A 16,257-nucleotide genomic window follows, 5' to 3' on the forward strand; every position below is an offset into this window, starting at 1 on the left:
CGGCCCACTTGCACAATCCGCAGCGGCGCACCGCATCGTTTCACCAGCAACATCAATGCGCTGCGCTGCCGACGTCGCCCTGCGTCAGACCCGCACGCCCCCCGGCTTCGGGTAAAATACCGCGCTTTTCGGCCGGCGTGAGCCCTGATGGCCCCGGGGTGGACACCCCGTGGCGATTGTCCGCCCCGCCAGCGCGCGCTGCCGCAGGGGCCGGAGTGCGTCGCGCTTTCCGACCCGCATTTTTGATCACCTAGAATGGCGGCCAACGGCCACGAGCCGGTCCGCCTTGCGTCGGCCGCGCGCCCCTACCGCGCCGCGCCGCCCGTATCAGTCGTGCATGGGACGGAGTCAGTGCTAAAAAAAGCACTCGCTCCGGCTCGACAGGAGAATGATGAAGAAGTTTGCAGTGTGCGTGGCGCTCGCCCTGATCGCAGGCAGCGCCGCCGCCAAAGAGTGGAAAACCGTGCGCATCGGCGTGGACGCCAGCTATGCGCCGTTCGAATCCAAAGCGCCGAACGGACAGATCGTCGGCTTCGATGTCGACCTCACGAAAGCCCTGTGCGCGCGCATGAACGTGAAGTGCGTCTGGGTAGAGAACGACCTCGACGGCATCATCCCGGCGCTCAAGGCCCGCAAGTTCGATGCGATCGTGTCGTCGCTGACCATCACGCCGCAGCGCGCCCAGCAGATCGACTACTCCGCGAAGATGTTCGATGCGCCCGCACGCATGCTCGCGCGCACGGGCTCGCCGCTTCTGCCCACGCCGGCTTCGCTCAAGGGCAAGAACGTGGGCGTCGAGCAGGGCTCGACCCAGGAAGCGTACGCAAAGGCGCACTGGGCGCCGCAGGGCGTGAACGTGATCTCGTACCAGAATCAGGATCAGGTCTACCAGGATCTGATCGCCGGGCGCCTCGACGCCACGCTGCAAGACGAGGTTCAGGCGGATTTCGGCTTCCTGAAGACGCCGCGCGGCAAAGGCTTCGCGTGGGCGGGCCCGGAAGTGGAAGACCCGGCGACGATCGGTGACGGCACCGCGATCGGCCTGCGCAAGGACGACGCCGACCTGAAGGCGAAGTTCAACACGGCGCTGGCCGCGATTCACGCCGACGGCACGTTCGACAAGATCGCGAAGCAGTACTTCGACTTCGATATCTACAAAGGCAAGTGAACGGGAAAGCACACGCAGGTAAATAAACAACGAGACACCACCGCTCGCGCCTCGCGCCACGACACATCAAAAGCCCCGGGGGCTCCCCGATAGACCGCCACCGGGCTTCGTATACAGTCACAGGCGCGCTCACGAGCGCAATTGCATCGGCCGCGCGCGACCAGGCTATAAACCGCGCGGCCATGAACGGATTTGAACCGCGGCAGACAGCCGCGCCTTTCGCGGTGTGAGAAACGCATCGTCAAGGACTTGCCCATGTTTCTTCAAGGCTACGGCCCGCTGATCCTCGCCGGCACCTGGCAGACCGTCAAGCTCGCCGTGCTGTCGCTCGCGCTCTCGTTCGTGCTCGGGCTGATCGGCGCGGCGGCCAAGCTCTCCAAAAACCGCGTCGCGCACGGCGCGGGCACGCTCTACACCACGCTCATTCGCGGCGTGCCCGATCTCGTGCTCATGCTGCTGCTCTTCTACAGCATCCAGATCTGGCTGAACAATCTCACCGACATGCTCGGCTGGGATCAGATCGACATCGATCCGTTCCTCGCGGGCGTGGTCGTGCTCGGCTTCATCTACGGCGCGTACTTCACCGAGACGTTCCGCGGTGCGTTCCTCGCCGTGCCGCGCGGCCAGCTCGAAGCGGGCCACGCCTACGGCATGACGGGCTGGCAGGTGTTCACGCGCATCATGTTCCCGCAGATGATGCGCTTCGCACTGCCCGGCATCGGCAACAACTGGCAGGTGCTCGTGAAGTCCACGGCGCTCGTCTCGATCATCGGCCTGGCCGACGTCGTGAAGGCTAGCCAGGACGCCGGCAAGGGCACGCTGCGTTTCTTCTTCTTCACGCTGCTCGCCGGCGCGATCTATCTCGTCATCACCACGGTCTCCAACTTCGTGCTGATGTATCTCGACAAGCGCTACTCCACCGGTGTGCGCAAGGCGGATCTCTGAATCGCGCGAGGCCAAGACCATGCAAGACTTCGTCCAACTGATCCAGCAGTACTGGCGCAACTATCTCTTCTCCGACGGCTACCATTTCAGCGGCGTGGCCATTACGCTGTGGCTGCTCGTCATCTCGATCGGACTCGGCTTCTGCCTCTCGGTGCCGCTCGCCGTGGCCCGCGTGTCGAAGAAGAAGTGGCTCGCCGGGCTCGTGTGGCTCTACACGTACATCTTCCGCGGCACGCCGCTCTACGTGCAGCTGCTGCTGTGCTACACGGGCCTCTACAGCCTCGAGATCGTGCGCAACCACGAACTCACGAGCGCGTTCTTCAGGAGCGGCATGAACTGCACGTTGCTGGCGTTCACGCTCAACACCTGCGCGTATACCACCGAAATCTTCGCGGGCGCGATCAAGGCGACGCCCTACGGCGAGATCGAAGCTGCGCGCGCGTACGGCATGTCGCAATTCACGCTGTACCGCCGCGTGATCCTGCCTTCGGCGTTGCGCCGCGCCCTGCCCTACTACAGCAACGAAGTCATTCTGATGCTGCACGCAACGACCGTGGCCTTCACGGCGACCGTGCCGGACATCCTGAAGATCGCGCGCGACGTGAACTCGGCGACGTATCAGTCGTTCGGCGCATTCGGCATCGCCGCGCTGTTGTACCTGATCATTTCTTTCACGCTCGTGTGGCTGTTCCGCCGCGCAGAGCGCCGCTGGCTCGCGTACCTGCGACCGCAAGGCAAGTGAGCCCGCCAGGGCGTGTTTAAAGGTCAATTGATGAATTCCCAGAAGCAGAAGCTGTTCGTCGACTCCATCCACAAGAAGTACGGCGACAACGAAGTCCTCAAGGGCGTGTCCCTGAAGGCCAATGCCGGCGACGTGATCAGCGTGATCGGCTCGTCCGGATCGGGCAAAAGCACGATGCTGCGTTGCATCAACTTTCTCGAGCAGCCCAACGAAGGGCGCATCGTGGTGGATGGCGAGGAAGTCGCCACTCGCGCGGACAAGCGCACGGGCGCACTGCACCCCGCCGACGCAAAGCAACTCCAGCGCGTGCGCACCAAGCTCGCCATGGTGTTCCAGCACTTCAACCTCTGGTCGCACATGTCGGTGCTCGAGAACGTGATCGAAGCGCCCGTGCACGTGCTGGGCCTGCCGCGCAAGGAAGCCGAAGAGCGCGCGCGCACCTATCTGGAGAAGGTCGGTCTCGCGCCGCGCGTGGAGAAGCAATACCCCTCGCACCTCTCGGGCGGCCAGCAGCAGCGTGTGGCGATTGCCCGCGCGCTCGCGATGCACCCCGACGTGATGCTGTTCGACGAGCCCACTTCGGCCCTCGATCCCGAACTCGTTGGCGAAGTGCTCAAGGTCATGCAGAAGCTCGCCGAGGAAGGCCGCACGATGATCGTGGTCACACACGAAATGGGTTTCGCGCGCAACGTTTCGAACCACGTCATGTTCCTGCACAAGGGTCTCGTGGAAGAGGAAGGCCAGCCGGCCGAGGTCTTCGCCAATCCGAAGAGCGAGCGCCTGCGCCAGTTCCTTTCAGGCAGCCTCAAATAAGACGACTCGCAGGGTCGCCGCCTTTCGGCGATGTAGCAAAAGTAGTTTTACAAGGCGCTTACAGCGCCTGTTCTTTTTGGGACTTTCATCCTCCAAAAGCCGTCCGTTTAGCCTTAAAAACGGCGTTTTTCGCATTACTCCTTGCGAAATCTTCCGTCAATAGTGGCAATCCTGAACTCAGCCATTCAATTGACGTGAGTCCCTTGTCCCACAAGGGTTTCGACCTGGTTGTAGTACCTCTCTGACCACCATCCAGGAAGACCATATTGCAATTTGACGACATCCCGGGGTGCGAGCACGAATTAGTTCGCCAGCGCGGACCTTTTTTGCTAAATTAGTAACCAAAGTAGCAAAACAAAGTTCATTAAAAGTAGTTTCACTTCAAAAAGAACGGGAGATGCCAGTCAACCAGGGGACCTGCAAGACGACCCAGCCCGGGTCATGCAGCGGCACCAGCCCGTACGCCGGTCCTCGGGGTAATTCTCCCTTACGCGACGATTTCTGTTCGCAGCGCCGCCAAGCGCACGGACGTCTTTCGCAGTACTAAGGTTGACTCTTTGACAGGGTATGGAGGAGAAGATGAAGAAAGCTTTGCTCGCCGCAGCATTGATGTCGGCTGGCGTGATCGCGCATGCACAAAGCAGCGTCACGCTCTACGGCCGCCTGGACATGGGTGTGGCGTATATGAACGGCATTGGTGCCGGCAGCGGCGCAAATGGTCAAGCCACCCACGGCTCCAGCCAGGTTCAGCTCGAGAGCGGCTACTGGGGCACCAGCCTCTGGGGCATGAAGGGCGTTGAAGACATCGGTGGCGGCAACAAGGTCCTGTTCCACCTGGAAGGCAGCTTCAGCACCGCCAACGGCTCGCTCGGCTCGGCCGGCTCGCTCTGGAATCGCTGGGCGACTATCGGCGTCGCGAACGACCAGTTCGGTACGCTGCTCGCTGGCCGCATGCTGTTCATCTCCAACGGCATTTGGGACTTCGACCCGTTCGGTCAGTCGAACTGGTCGTCGGCCTCGATGGTCCGTGGCCGCAACTGGCCGCAATCGAGCAACAACATTTCGTACCAGTCGCCGAACTGGTTCGGCTTTGACGTGTACGGCCAGTACGCGTTCTCGAACGCGACGAACTGGAACGGCAACAACACGACGCCGTCGGGTCGTGAAGCTGGCCTGCAACTGACCTACACGAGCTCGTTGTTCCAGATCCGCGGCCTGTATGACGAAATCCGCAATCCAAACAATGGTCAGCTGGGCGGCCTGTACAACGCGCTGGACGGCAGCACGAAGACGCCGCTCTCCACCTCGCAAGGTAACGGCAACGGCGTGTTCGCTTACTCGCGCGATTACATGGCCATGTTCAACCTGTTCCTCGGCGCGTTCAAGGTTCAGGGCGGCTACGAAGCCATCCGTTCGTCGGGCATGAATCCGGGCATCATCGGCCAGCCGACCACGCTCGACCACGAGTGGGGCGGTGTGACGTGGCAAATGACGCCGGCTGCAGCGCTGATTGCAGCGGTCTACCACGTCAACGCGAACAACGGCGGCGGCAACGCCACGCTGTACACGATCGGCGGCTCGTACAACCTGTCCAAGCGCACGCTGCTCGACATCCAGGCAGGCACGGTGCAGAACAGCAAGACGGCCAACTTCGGTCTGAACGCCAACAACTTCGGTACGGCTGCAAGCACGGGCAACCCGGTTCCGGGCCACAGCCAGGTTGGCGTGTACGCAGGTATCCAGCACTCGTTCTAATTCGAAACGAGTGTAGAAAGAACAGCTACATCGACGTTTTCACGCTGCTGCGAGAGGCGCGTATCGGTGCGATGTCCGAAAGGGTATCGCACCGTTTTTTATTCTGGGGACGGGCCGCGCGAGCGGCGCCGTCCCCTTTTCTATTGGTGCATCAGGTGCTTCGAAGGCGCACGGTCTCAAACCGCCGCTTCGTTTTCCTCGCCCGTGCGGATGCGGATCACGCGCTCCACGTCGGTCACGAATATCTTGCCGTCGCCGATCTTGCCGGTGCGCGCCGCGCCGATGATCGCGTCGATCACCTGGTCGGCCTGGTCGTTCGCGACCACCACCTCGATCTTCACCTTTGGCAGGAAATCGACCACGTATTCGGCGCCGCGGTAAAGCTCCGTGTGGCCCTTCTGGCGGCCGAAGCCCTTGACCTCGGTGACGGTCAGGCCCGTGAGGCCCACTTCGGCGAGCGCCTCGCGTACTTCGTCGAGCTTGAACGGTTTGATCACGGCAGTAATGCGTTTCATGGCGAACCTCGTCTCGTTATCGGATTTGTCGGAAATTTCGGAACATATCGGGATTCTACGCTGTGCGGCCGGGGCTCACGCCGAGGGCTTGCCCGCAGGCGCCGCGCTCGACCCGCCCGCTTCGTCGGGCACGCGCTCCAGATCGGCGAGCCAGACCACCGACTCCGAATCGCTGGGCGCCCGCCAGTCGCCGCGCGGCGAGAGCGAGCCGCCCGAGCCGACCTTCGGCGCATTCGGAATGCAGGTGCGCTTGAACTGGCTCTGGCGGAAGAAGCGGTCGAGGAATATGCGCAGATTGCGCTTGATCGACGCGAGATCGTACTGATTGCGCGCGACCTTCGCGTTCTCGGGCCATGCACCCGCTTCGCGGTCACCCCACGCGTGGCGCGCGAGGAACGCGACCTTGGAAGGCGCGAAGCCAAAGCGCAGCGTGTAGTAGAGGTTGAAGTCCTGCAGCTCGTAGGGGCCGATCGTGTTCTCGGTTTTCTGCTCGGGCGCGCCATCGGACTTGCCGGGGATCAGCTCCGGGCTGATGTCGGTGGCGAGAATCGCTTCGAGCACGTCGCGGCCGCTCTCCCCGTTCTGGCCAATCTGGCCCGTTTCGGCCACCCAGCGCACGAGGTGCGTGATGAGCGTCTTCGGCACGCTCGCATTCACGTTGTAGTGCGACATGTGATCGCCCACGCCGTATGTGCACCAGCCGAGCGCGAGCTCGGAGAGATCGCCCGTGCCGATCACGATCGCGTGATTGAAGTTGGCGAGGCGGAACAGGTGATTCGTGCGCTCGCCGGCCTGCACGTTTTCGAACGTGATGTCGTAGGCTTGCTTGCCTTCCGAGTACGGATGGCCGAGGTCTTCGAGCATCTGCATGCAGCTCTGGCGAATGTCGATTTCGCGCGCCGTACAGCCCACGAGCGCCATCAGCTCGCGCGCCTGGCGCAGCGTGCGCTCGCTCGTGGCGAAACCAGGCATGGTGTACGCGAGAATGTTCGCGCGCGGCAGCCCGAGGCGATCCATCGCCTTCGCGCACACGAGCAGCGCATGCGTGGAGTCGAGCCCGCCCGAGACGCCAATCACCACCTTCTTGATGCCCGCCTGCGAAAGCCGCTGCACGAGCGCCTGCACCTGGATGTTGTAGACCTCGTTGCAGCGCTCGTCGCGCCGCTTCGGGTCGGCCGGCACATAGGGGAAGCGCTCCACGCGGCGCGAGAGCGCGAGCGTGTCGCGCTGCCATGCGCCCTCGCCCGCCAGCTCGCATGAAATCACGCGAAACTTCGCGACTTCACCGGCGTGGCGGCGGATCGAATCGCCGAACGTGGTCTGGCGGATGCGCTCCTGCTGCAGCCGCGCGAGATCGACATCGGCGAAGATGAGGTGCGAGTCGTCGGAGAAGCGCTCCGACTGCGCGAGCAGTTCGCCGTTTTCGCACACGAGCGCGTGGCCGTCCCAGGCCATGTCGGTGGTCGATTCGCCTTTGCCCGCCGAGGTGTACAGGTACGCGGCGAGACAACGTGCCGACTGTTGCGAGACCAGCTGCTGACGGTAGCCCGCCTTGCCCACCACGACGTTCGACGCCGAAAGATTGACGAGCACCGAAGCGCCCGCGAGCGCCGCGAACGACGACGGCGGGATCGGCACCCAGACGTCCTCGCAGATTTCCACGTGAAAGCGCAGACCCGCAACCTGCGGCACCTCGAACAGCAGCGACGCGCCGAACGGCACATCCGCGCCGGCGAGGCGCACGGTGTCGGTGCTCGCGCTATCGGCGGCGCTGAACTGGCGCGGCTCGTAGAATTCTCCGTAGTTCGGCAGGAAGCTCTTGGGCACGACGCCCGCCACACGCCCGCCCGCCACGACCGCTGCGCAGTTGAAGAGCGAATGCCCCGCGCGCACCGGCAGCCCCACGATCATCACGAGCGGCAGCGCGGCCGACGCTTCGACGATCTGCGCGAGCGCGCGCTCGCAGGCGTCGAGCAACGCTTGCTGATGGAACAGGTCGTCGCAGGTATAGGCCGAAAGCCCCAGCTCGGGGAACGCGACGAGCGCCGCGCCCCGCGCCGCGGCCTGGCGCGCGAGCGCGAGCGTCTCGCTGGCGTTGAATGCGGGATCGGCCACACGGCAGCGCGGCACGCCCACGGCCACGCGCGCAAAGCCGTGCGTATAGAGATTGAAGAAGCGCTCTTTCATTTCGATAACCTTGAGGCGGGCGCGCTGCGCACGAAAGCGCGCGCTCTGACGTTTGGGCTGCCTGGTGCCGCTTGAAGCCGCTTTGAAACGCTCGATGCTGCGTGGCTGACGCCGCTGCACGAAGCGCGGCGGTCCTCACCCGCTCGGGACGTTTGCTTTACCATGACCGTTTGCCGCTGCAGGCGCTGCTGAACGACTCAAGCCGCATCCCACGCCAACGGGCACGCATGAAACAGGAACATTTCAATTATCGCACGGGCATCCTCGGCTCACCGTCCGAGGTCGACGCCGCCGAATGGAACGCGCTGCTCGCGCGTCAGGCGCAGCCTACGCCCTTTTTGCGCCACGAATTCCTCGCGGCGCTCGACGCCACGCGCTGTACCACGCCGAACGAGGGCTGGGCCGCGCAATTCGTCACGCTCACCGACGCACGCACGGGCCGCCTCGCCGCCGCCGCACCGGTGTATCTGAAGGGCCACTCGTACGGCGAGTACGTGTTCGACTGGGCCTGGGCCGACGCGTACAAGCGCAACGGCCTCGAGTACTACCCGAAGCTCCTGTGCGCCGTGCCGTTCACGCCCGTACAGGGCACGCGCCTGATCGCCGCCGACACGACCGCGCGCCGCCATCTGGCCGCGACGCTGCTCGCCTTTGCCGAGCAGGCCGACGTCTCGTCGCTGCACGTGCTCTTTCCGACCACCGAAGACGCCGAGGCACTGACCGACCTCGGCATGATGCAGCGCGAAGGCGTGCAATTTCACTGGCTCAACGACGGCTATCGCGACTTCGAGGACTTCCTCTCGACTCTCGAACAGAAGAAGCGCAAGAACATCCGCGCGGAACGTCGCAAGGTGCACGACGCGGGCGTGACGATGCGGCGTGTGCGCGGCGAGGACATTAGCGACACCGAGTGGCGCTTTTTCAGTCGCTGCTACCGGCAAACCTACCGCGAGCATTTCTCTTCGCCGTACCTGAATCTCGACTTCTTTCGCATGATCGGCGACACGATGCCCGAGAATCTGCTGCTCGTGATCGCCGAGCGCGAAGGCAAGCCGATCGCGAGTTCGCTCGTGGTCTGGCAGCGCGGTGAGAATGGCCAGGGCGGCACGCTCTATGGCCGCTACTGGGGCGCGCTCGAACACGTGCCCTGCCTGCACTTCGAGACCGCGTATTATCAGCCGCTCGAATTCTGCATCGAGGAAAAGCTCGACGTGTTCGAAGGCGGCGCGCAAGGCGAACACAAGATGGCGCGCGGTTTCCTGCCCACCGCCACGCGCTCGGCACACTGGCTCGCCCATCCGGCGTTCTCCGATGCCGTCGCGCGCTTTCTCGAAAGCGAGACGAACCACATTCACGCCTACATGCACGAGCTCAATGAGCGCAATCCGTTTCGTGCGTGATTCATCCGTAAAACTCGCGCACGACGTGGCCTGAAACGCCCACGCCCATAACGATCATCGCTTCCAGAACTATGCCGTGGTTCCTCTACATGCTCGAATGCGCCGACGGCAGCGTCTACACGGGCATCGCCATCGACGTCGCCGCCCGCTTCGCCCAGCACGCGAGCGGCACCGGCGCGCGCTACACGCGCTCGCGCAAGCCGGTACAGGTGCTCGCGCAATTCGAGTTCGCCGACCGTGCACGTGCCTCGAGCGCCGAGTACTGGGTCAAGCGCCTCACACCACGCGAAAAGCGCGCGCTCGCGGCCGGCGTGCGCACGCTCGAATCGGTCCTGCCCCCGCCACCACCGCCACCACCGCCGCCGGAAACGGCCGCGGAAGCAGCCCCGGAAACCGCAGCGCCAGAATGAGCAAACGCCTCGCGGCAAGAGCGTTTGCTCTTTTCATCGAACGTGCCGTCTAAATCCTAAAGCCGCCGCTGCCCCCGCCGTTATTGCTCACAAGACGCCGGTCCTGGCCCCCGGCGCGCGCTCTCATTTCACCTCGCAAGCCGACGGGGACCGGTGAAGCATGAAGAGACCCATTAAATCGGAGACGACCCGGCTTGGCCCCGGTTGGCACGGATTGCGGCGCACGACCGCGGTCCTGCTGCCGCTATGGCTGCTCGCTGCCGTCATGGCGTTGATCGCGGCGGTCAGCCTCGCGATCATGTCGATCCTGCTCGCCTATGTGGCGGGGGAAAGCAGCTGGTCGAAGGGCCAGAAGGACGCGGTCCACGCGCTGGAACGCTACGCGCGCACCGGCGACGAAGCGGACTACCGCACGTTTCTCGCCGGCATTGCCGTGCCGCTCGGCGACCGCGCGGCACGGCTGGAGATGAACCGCGCGCAGCCGGACATCGCGGCGATCCGGCACGGTTTCGAGCTGGGCCGCATCGCGTCCGCCGACATGGACGGCATGACCTGGGGCTACCGCACGCTCAAGAACACGCCGTGGATGCGCCCGGCCGTCGCTTTCTGGGAGATCGGCGACCGCTACATTCTGCGTCTTGCCGATACCGGCGAACGCCTGCACGCGCTCGTGCAGGCGGGCAAACTGCACGCGCCCGAGTCCGCGAACCTCGTGCACGAGCTGCGCGAGATCGACAGCCGGCTCGCGCCCATCGAAAGCGGCTTCTCCCGCTCGCTCGACGACGCGGCGCGCGCCACGCGCTCGCTCCTCACGCTCGCGCTCGCCGCCTCCGCGATCGTGTTGCTCGGCGTGTTCTCGCAGTTCATCCGCCGCGCGCTCGCGCGCAGCGACCGCCTCGAAGCCGAAGTGCGCAAGAACGAGGAGCGCCTCACGCTAGGCTTCGAAGGCATCAACGCCGGACTCTGGGACTGGGAGGTCGGCAGCCGCCAATGCTACTTCTCGAACTGGCTCTACGAGCAGCTCGGCTACGACGTGGGCACGCGCTTCGAAAGCGACACGGGCCTCACCCAGCTCGTCCACCCGGACGACCTCACACTCGTGCGCCACGCGCTGCGCCAACACCTTGCGCGCGCAACGACTTTCGACGTGGAGTTTCGCCTGCGCACGCTCGCGGGCAGCTACTGCTGGTGCCGCGCGCGCGGTCAGGCGGTGCGCGATGCACGCGGGCGTGCCGTGCGCATGGTCGGTTGCCTGTTCGACATTTCCGAGCTGAAGACCGCCGAAGCGAAGGCCTATACGGAACGCGAACTGGCGGAGGTCACACTGGCCTCGATCGGCGAAGCCGTGATCCGCACCGACGAGCACGCGCGTGTGACCTACTGCAACGCGGTGGCCGAACGCATGCTCGGCCGCGCGGCCGCCGAGATGCTCGCGCAACCGTTCGATGCGATCTGCGACGTGCGCAACGACGCACAGGAACCGCAGCGCTTCGATATCCTGATGAATTCGCAAGCGACGGGCAACGCAGGCGGCGCGAGTCTGCATGTGATGCGCCCGAACGGCTCGCGTCTCGCGGTCGACTACTCGATGTCGAAGCTGCGCGACGCGCAACGCCGCGTGATCGGCACCGTCATCGTGCTCTACGACGTGAGCGCGCTGCGCGAGCATGCCGCCCGCCTCGCGTACCAGGCGACCCACGACGAGCTCACCGACATCTACAACCGCCGCGAGTTCGAGCGGCGCCTCGCCGCGTTGCTGGAAGACAGCGCGGGCGCACCGCCCGGACAGCCCGGCCACGCGGTCATGTTTCTCGACCTCGATCAGTTCAAGGTCGTCAACGACACCTGCGGCCACTCGACCGGCGACGAATTGATCCGCCAGGTCTGCCGCGTGCTCAAGAGCGAGTTGCGCGGCGAGGACATCATTGCGCGCCTCGGCGGCGACGAATTCGGCGTCGTGCTGCCCCACTGCACGGCGGCGCACGCGTCGCTGCTCGCGGAAGGCCTGCGCGCGGGCATCGCCGCGATCCGCTTCACGGGCGCCGGGCGCATCGTGCAGACGAGCGTGAGCATCGGCCTCGTCGGCGATGCGGCGGGTCTCGTTTCCGTGAAGGAGGTGATGAAAGCCGCGGACGTCGCGTGCTACATGGCGAAGAAGAAAGGCCGCAACCGCGTGCACCGTTTTCGCTATGACGACGAGGAACTCTCGCAAACCCACGCGCAGATGGCGTGGGTCTCCGACATCAAGGCGGCGCTCGAGAACGGCCAGTTCTGCCTCTTCGGCCAGAAGATCCTCTCGCTCGCGCAGTCGTCCACATCGGCATCGGGGGCCGACGACACGCACGTCGAACTGCTGTTGCGCATGCAGTCCGCCTCAGGCGCGCTCGTCGAGCCTTCCGCGTTCATCGGCGCAGCCGAGCGCTTCGACCTCATGCCGGCCATCGACCGCTGGGTGATTGCGAGCGCGTTCGCGATGATCGCCGAAGGCACACACGATTACGGCACCTGGTCGATCAACCTCTCGGGCGCCTCGCTCGGCGACGAGCAACTCGCCGACTATATCGAGGAGCAGCAGCGCATCTGGTCCATCCCGTTCGAGCGCGTATGTTTCGAGATCACCGAAACCGCCGCGATCACGAACCTGGACGACGCGATCACGCTCATCGAACGTCTGCGCGCGCAGGGCTGCCGCTTCGCGCTCGACGACTTCGGCGCGGGCATGTCGTCGTTCAACTACCTCAAGCATCTGCACGTCGACTATCTGAAGATCGACGGCAGCTTCATACGCGGCATCATCGACAGCCCGCTGGACCAGGCCATCGTGCGATCGATCAACCAGGTCGCACATGCCGCGGGCAAGCTGACGATCGCCGAGTGCGTGGAGGACGCCGCCATCGTGGACTGGATGATCGCGATGGGCGTGGACTACGCGCAGGGCTACGGCGTGGGCAGGCCCGCGCGGCTCGACATCCTGCGCGGGCCGGAGCTGCGCGACGTCGCCGAAGTGGGTTGATCGGGCGCCCATGAAAAAACCGCACGGCCCTGGCAGGCACGTGCGGTTTTCGATCAACCCTGAAGCGCGAGTTACTTCTTGAAGTTCGCCACGCCTTCGGTGATTTCCTTGTGGGCGGCTTCGATGCCGACCCAGCCTTCGACCTTGACCCACTTGCCCTTTTCGAGCGCCTTGTAGTTCTCGAAGAAGTGCTTGATCTGGTCCTTCAGGTACTCGGGCACGTCGTCGAGCGACTTCAGGTTGGCCGTCATCGGGCAGACCTTGTCGTGCGGGACCGCGATCAGCTTCGCGTCGACGCCCGACTCGTCGGTCATCTGCAGCATGCCGAGCGCGCGCGAGCGCACGACCGAGCCGGCCAGCAGCGGGAACGGCGTGATCACGAGCACGTCGACCGGGTCGCCGTCGCCGGAGAGCGTCTGCGGAATGAAGCCGTAGTTCACGGGATAGCGCATGCCCGTGCCGACGAAACGGTCGACGACGAGCAGGCCCAGGTCCTTGTCGGCTTCGTATTTCACCGGATCGCTTTGCGCGGGAATCTCGATGATCACGTTGAAGTCTTGCGGCAGATCCTTGCCGGCGGGGACATTTGCAAAGCTCATGAGCGCTCTCTGTTGAGAAGGGGAAAAATCGACGGCTCGCGCGGAAAAACGGCGCGGAACCGAACGTCGCGGACGTTGGAGGATGGACGCCATTATAGCCAATCGGCCAGGGCGGCCGGCAGTTCGGCCCAGGGCTTTCCCGCACGCAGATGAAGTGGCTGCTGAATTCCCGCGCGTGGCGCCCGCAATTGGCGCGATAATCGATCTGCCGGCGCGGCCCTCCTTCGGGCGATCCGAGCCACGCTTCGGCGACGTTTCCCGTTTTTGCGTTTCCCTTCCGCGTTTCATCCCCGCTTCACTCCCTACTTACGAGGCGCATACATGGAAGAAGCGAAGCACTTCATCGGCGGCGAGTGGCAATCGCCCGCCAGCGGCGAGACGCTCGCCGCGATCGATCCCTCCACCGGCCAGCCCTTCGCGCAACTCGCGCGCGGCAATGCAGCCGACATCGACTCGGCCGTCACGGCCGCACGCAAAGCCTTCGAGGGCGCCTGGGGCGCACTGAGCGCCGCCGAACGCGGGCGCATGCTGTTCGCGCTCTCGGGTCTCGTCGGCCAGCACAAGGAAGAACTCGCGCAGCTCGAAGCGCGCGACACCGGCAAGCCGCTCAAGCAGGCGCGCGCCGACGCCGCCGCGCTCGCGCGCTATTTCGAGTTCTACGCCGGCGCCGCCGACAAGCTGCACGGCGAAACGCTGCCCTACCAGGCCGGCTACACGGTGCTCACGGTGCGCGAGCCGCACGGCGTGACGGGCCACATCGTGCCCTGGAATTACCCGATGCAGATCTTCGGCCGCAGCGTGGGCGCGGCGCTCGCCACCGGCAACGCGTGCGTGGTGAAGCCCGCCGAGGACGCCTGCGTGTCGCTGCTGCGCGTAGCCGAACTCGCGCGCGAAGCCGGTCTGCCCGCGGGCGCGCTCAACATCGTCACCGGGCTCGGGCATGAGGCGGGCGCGGCGCTCAGCGCGCATCCGGGCATCGACCACATCTCGTTTACGGGCTCGCCGCAAACGGGCAAGCTCGTCGCGCAGATGGCCGCCGAGCACCATGTGCCCGTCACGCTCGAACTGGGCGGCAAGTCGCCGCAAATCGTCTTCGCCGATGCCGATTTCGACGCCGCGCTGCCCGTGCTCGTCGCCGCGATCGTGCAGAACGCGGGGCAGACCTGTTCGGCGGGCAGCCGCGTGCTGATCGAGCGCAACGCCTACGAGCCGCTCATCGACCGGCTCGCCGCCTCGTTCGGCAAGTTGCGCGTGGGCCCGGCCAGTGCCGATCTCGACTGCGGCCCCCTCATCAACGAGAAGCAGCGCCAGCGTGTGCGCGCCTTTCTCGACGAAGCGGCCGCGAGCCGCATCGCCACGGCGGCAAGCGGCACGCTCGAAGCCGATGCGCCCAGCGGCGGCTTCTACGAAGTCCCGACGCTCCTGCGCGACGTGCCGCCGCAAAGCCGCCTCGCCCAGGAGGAAGTGTTCGGCCCGGTGCTCGCGGCCATGCCCTTCGAGAGCGAGGAAGAAGCGCTCGCGCTCGCCAATGGCACGCCTTATGGCCTCGTCGCCGGCATCTGGACACGCGACGGCGCGCGCCAGATGCGTCTCGCCCGGCGCGTGCGCGCGGGCCAGGTGTTCGTCAACAACTACGGCGCGGGCGGCGGCGTCGAATTGCCGTTCGGCGGCACGCGGCACTCGGGACACGGGCGCGAAAAAGGCTTCGAAGCACTCTATGGCTTCACGGTGCTCAAGACGATTGCGATCCGGCACGGCTGAACATGTCGATACTCATACATACGGAGACACCATGCGACTCAAAGGCAAGACGGCCGTCGTGACCGGCGGCGGCTCGGGCTTCGGCGAAGGGATCGCCAGGACTTACGCGCGCGAAGGCGCGAACGTCGTCATCAACGATCTGAACGGTGACGCCGCCGAGCGCGTGGCGAGCGAGATCGCGCTCGCAGGCGGCAAGGCCATTGCCGTGCAAGGCGACATCACGCGCGAAGCCGACTGGCACGCGCTGCGCGAGGCGGCCATCGAGGACTTCGGCAGCGTGCAGATCGTCGTCAACAACGCAGGCACTACGCATCGCAACAAGCCCGTGCTCGAAGTGAGCGAAGCTGAGTTCGACCGCGTATACGCGGTCAACGTGAAGGGCCTCTACTGGAGCGTGCGCGCGTTCGTGCCGCACTTTCGGGAGCGCGGCAGCGGCGCGTTCGTCAATATCGCGTCTACGGCCGGCATCCGGCCCCGGCCCGGGCTCGTCTGGTACAACGGCAGCAAGGGCGCGATGATCGTGGCCAGCAAGGCGCTGGCGGCCGAGCTGGGCCCCGACCAGATTCGCGTGAACTGCGTGAATCCCGTGATCGGCGATACGGGGCTCACGGCGGAGTTCATGGGCGTGCCCGACACGCCCGAGAACCGCCAGCGCTTCGTCGCGACCATTCCGCTCGGGCGCTTTTCCACGCCGCAGGACGTGGCCAATGCGTGTCTCTATCTCGCTTCGGATGAGGCCGCGTTCATTACCGGCACCTGCATCGAAGTGGATGGCGGGCGCTGTGTATAGTTGCGCCCGCCAGCTGGCCGATCGGTGTTTTCCCCGACAGATACGCGCCGTCGCGCCACGGCGGCGCGTATAGAATGTTCGTGCTTTCGCGTCGAATACCCGCCATATCAAGGCGGCAATACAACAAACACGCCAACGAGCAAGATCGCTTAGGAGACA

General features: G+C 65.0%; 13 protein-coding genes. 10 read left to right on the forward strand and 3 right to left on the reverse strand.

Annotation, left to right across the window (positions count from 1 at the left end):
• The first annotated feature begins 391 nt into the window (after positions 1–391).
• The 5 genes from AB3X98_RS10140 (at position 392) to AB3X98_RS10160 (ending at position 5,423) form a co-directional block, all read left to right on the forward strand.
• Entirely contained in the window at positions 392–1,168 is a 777-nt protein-coding gene (locus AB3X98_RS10140) for an ABC transporter substrate-binding protein (protein ID WP_368606932.1), read from the forward strand.
• 255 nt (positions 1,169–1,423) lie between these two features.
• Positions 1,424–2,113, forward strand: a complete 690-nt coding sequence (locus AB3X98_RS10145; protein WP_028207717.1) for an ABC transporter permease — start codon at positions 1,424–1,426, stop codon at positions 2,111–2,113.
• A 19-nt stretch (positions 2,114–2,132) separates the two neighbouring features.
• A complete protein-coding gene (locus AB3X98_RS10150; RefSeq protein WP_028210520.1) occupies positions 2,133–2,855 on the forward strand; it encodes an ABC transporter permease in 723 nt (240 codons plus the stop codon).
• A gap of 30 nt (positions 2,856–2,885) precedes the next feature.
• Entirely contained in the window at positions 2,886–3,668 is a 783-nt protein-coding gene (locus AB3X98_RS10155; RefSeq protein ID WP_342920947.1) for an ABC transporter ATP-binding protein, read from the forward strand.
• A 579-nt stretch (positions 3,669–4,247) separates the two neighbouring features.
• Positions 4,248–5,423: a porin gene (locus AB3X98_RS10160; protein WP_368606923.1), complete on the forward strand. Its 1,176-nt coding sequence runs from the start codon at positions 4,248–4,250 to the stop codon at positions 5,421–5,423.
• Between the two features lie 176 nt (positions 5,424–5,599).
• Here the strand turns inward: AB3X98_RS10160 and AB3X98_RS10165 are convergent, their stop codons facing one another.
• A complete protein-coding gene (locus AB3X98_RS10165) occupies positions 5,600–5,938 on the reverse strand; it encodes a P-II family nitrogen regulator (RefSeq protein ID WP_027795598.1) in 339 nt (112 codons plus the stop codon).
• Between the two features lie 75 nt (positions 5,939–6,013).
• The gene (locus AB3X98_RS10170; protein ID WP_368606924.1) at positions 6,014–8,125 is read right to left on the reverse strand and encodes an NAD(+) synthase; all 2,112 of its coding nucleotides are present in this window, start codon (positions 8,123–8,125) and stop codon (positions 6,014–6,016) included.
• A gap of 227 nt (positions 8,126–8,352) precedes the next feature.
• Between AB3X98_RS10170 and AB3X98_RS10175 the strand changes: the two genes are divergently transcribed.
• From AB3X98_RS10175 to AB3X98_RS10185, 3 genes are all read left to right on the forward strand, one after another.
• Positions 8,353–9,525: a GNAT family N-acetyltransferase gene (locus tag AB3X98_RS10175; RefSeq protein WP_368606925.1), complete on the forward strand. Its 1,173-nt coding sequence runs from the start codon at positions 8,353–8,355 to the stop codon at positions 9,523–9,525.
• Between the two features lie 71 nt (positions 9,526–9,596).
• A complete protein-coding gene (locus AB3X98_RS10180; RefSeq protein WP_368606926.1) occupies positions 9,597–9,935 on the forward strand; it encodes a GIY-YIG nuclease family protein in 339 nt (112 codons plus the stop codon).
• A 160-nt stretch (positions 9,936–10,095) separates the two neighbouring features.
• Entirely contained in the window at positions 10,096–12,948 is a 2,853-nt protein-coding gene (locus AB3X98_RS10185; RefSeq protein WP_368606927.1) for an EAL domain-containing protein, read from the forward strand.
• 71 nt (positions 12,949–13,019) lie between these two features.
• Here AB3X98_RS10185 and ppa read toward each other — a convergent pair whose 3' ends face one another.
• The gene (ppa, locus tag AB3X98_RS10190; protein WP_028207725.1) at positions 13,020–13,547 is read right to left on the reverse strand and encodes an inorganic diphosphatase; all 528 of its coding nucleotides are present in this window, start codon (positions 13,545–13,547) and stop codon (positions 13,020–13,022) included.
• A 321-nt stretch (positions 13,548–13,868) separates the two neighbouring features.
• Between ppa and AB3X98_RS10195 the strand changes: the two genes are divergently transcribed.
• Together AB3X98_RS10195 and AB3X98_RS10200 are read left to right on the forward strand one after the other, a co-directional pair.
• Positions 13,869–15,308 (forward strand): aldehyde dehydrogenase family protein, encoded by a 1,440-nt coding sequence (locus tag AB3X98_RS10195; RefSeq protein ID WP_368606928.1) that lies wholly within the window; start codon positions 13,869–13,871, stop codon positions 15,306–15,308.
• 31 nt (positions 15,309–15,339) lie between these two features.
• The gene (locus AB3X98_RS10200) at positions 15,340–16,098 is read left to right on the forward strand and encodes an SDR family oxidoreductase (protein ID WP_368606929.1); all 759 of its coding nucleotides are present in this window, start codon (positions 15,340–15,342) and stop codon (positions 16,096–16,098) included.
• The last annotated feature ends 159 nt before the right edge of the window (positions 16,099–16,257 follow it).

It is taken from the genome of Paraburkholderia sp. BR14312, from assembly GCF_040948675.1.
Taxonomy (GTDB): domain Bacteria; phylum Pseudomonadota; class Gammaproteobacteria; order Burkholderiales; family Burkholderiaceae; genus Paraburkholderia; species Paraburkholderia nodosa_A.

Bases quoted from the DNA above. Each gene is read 5' to 3' on its own strand.
- AB3X98_RS10175 (WP_368606925.1), top strand. From the start codon at position 8,353: ATGAAACAGGAACATTTCAATTATCGCACGGGCATCCTCGGCTCACCG.
- ppa (WP_028207725.1), bottom strand. From the start codon at position 13,547: ATGAGCTTTGCAAATGTCCCCGCCGGCAAGGATCTGCCGCAAGACTTC.
- AB3X98_RS10150 (WP_028210520.1), top strand. From the start codon at position 2,133: ATGCAAGACTTCGTCCAACTGATCCAGCAGTACTGGCGCAACTATCTC.
- AB3X98_RS10145 (WP_028207717.1), top strand. From the start codon at position 1,424: ATGTTTCTTCAAGGCTACGGCCCGCTGATCCTCGCCGGCACCTGGCAG.
- AB3X98_RS10170 (WP_368606924.1), bottom strand. From the start codon at position 8,125: ATGAAAGAGCGCTTCTTCAATCTCTATACGCACGGCTTTGCGCGCGTG.
- AB3X98_RS10165 (WP_027795598.1), bottom strand. From the start codon at position 5,938: ATGAAACGCATTACTGCCGTGATCAAACCGTTCAAGCTCGACGAAGTA.
- AB3X98_RS10200 (WP_368606929.1), top strand. From the start codon at position 15,340: ATGCGACTCAAAGGCAAGACGGCCGTCGTGACCGGCGGCGGCTCGGGC.
- AB3X98_RS10140 (WP_368606932.1), top strand. From the start codon at position 392: ATGAAGAAGTTTGCAGTGTGCGTGGCGCTCGCCCTGATCGCAGGCAGC.
- AB3X98_RS10185 (WP_368606927.1), top strand. From the start codon at position 10,096: ATGAAGAGACCCATTAAATCGGAGACGACCCGGCTTGGCCCCGGTTGG.
- AB3X98_RS10180 (WP_368606926.1), top strand. From the start codon at position 9,597: ATGCCGTGGTTCCTCTACATGCTCGAATGCGCCGACGGCAGCGTCTAC.
- AB3X98_RS10195 (WP_368606928.1), top strand. From the start codon at position 13,869: ATGGAAGAAGCGAAGCACTTCATCGGCGGCGAGTGGCAATCGCCCGCC.
- AB3X98_RS10160 (WP_368606923.1), top strand. From the start codon at position 4,248: ATGAAGAAAGCTTTGCTCGCCGCAGCATTGATGTCGGCTGGCGTGATC.
- AB3X98_RS10155 (WP_342920947.1), top strand. From the start codon at position 2,886: ATGAATTCCCAGAAGCAGAAGCTGTTCGTCGACTCCATCCACAAGAAG.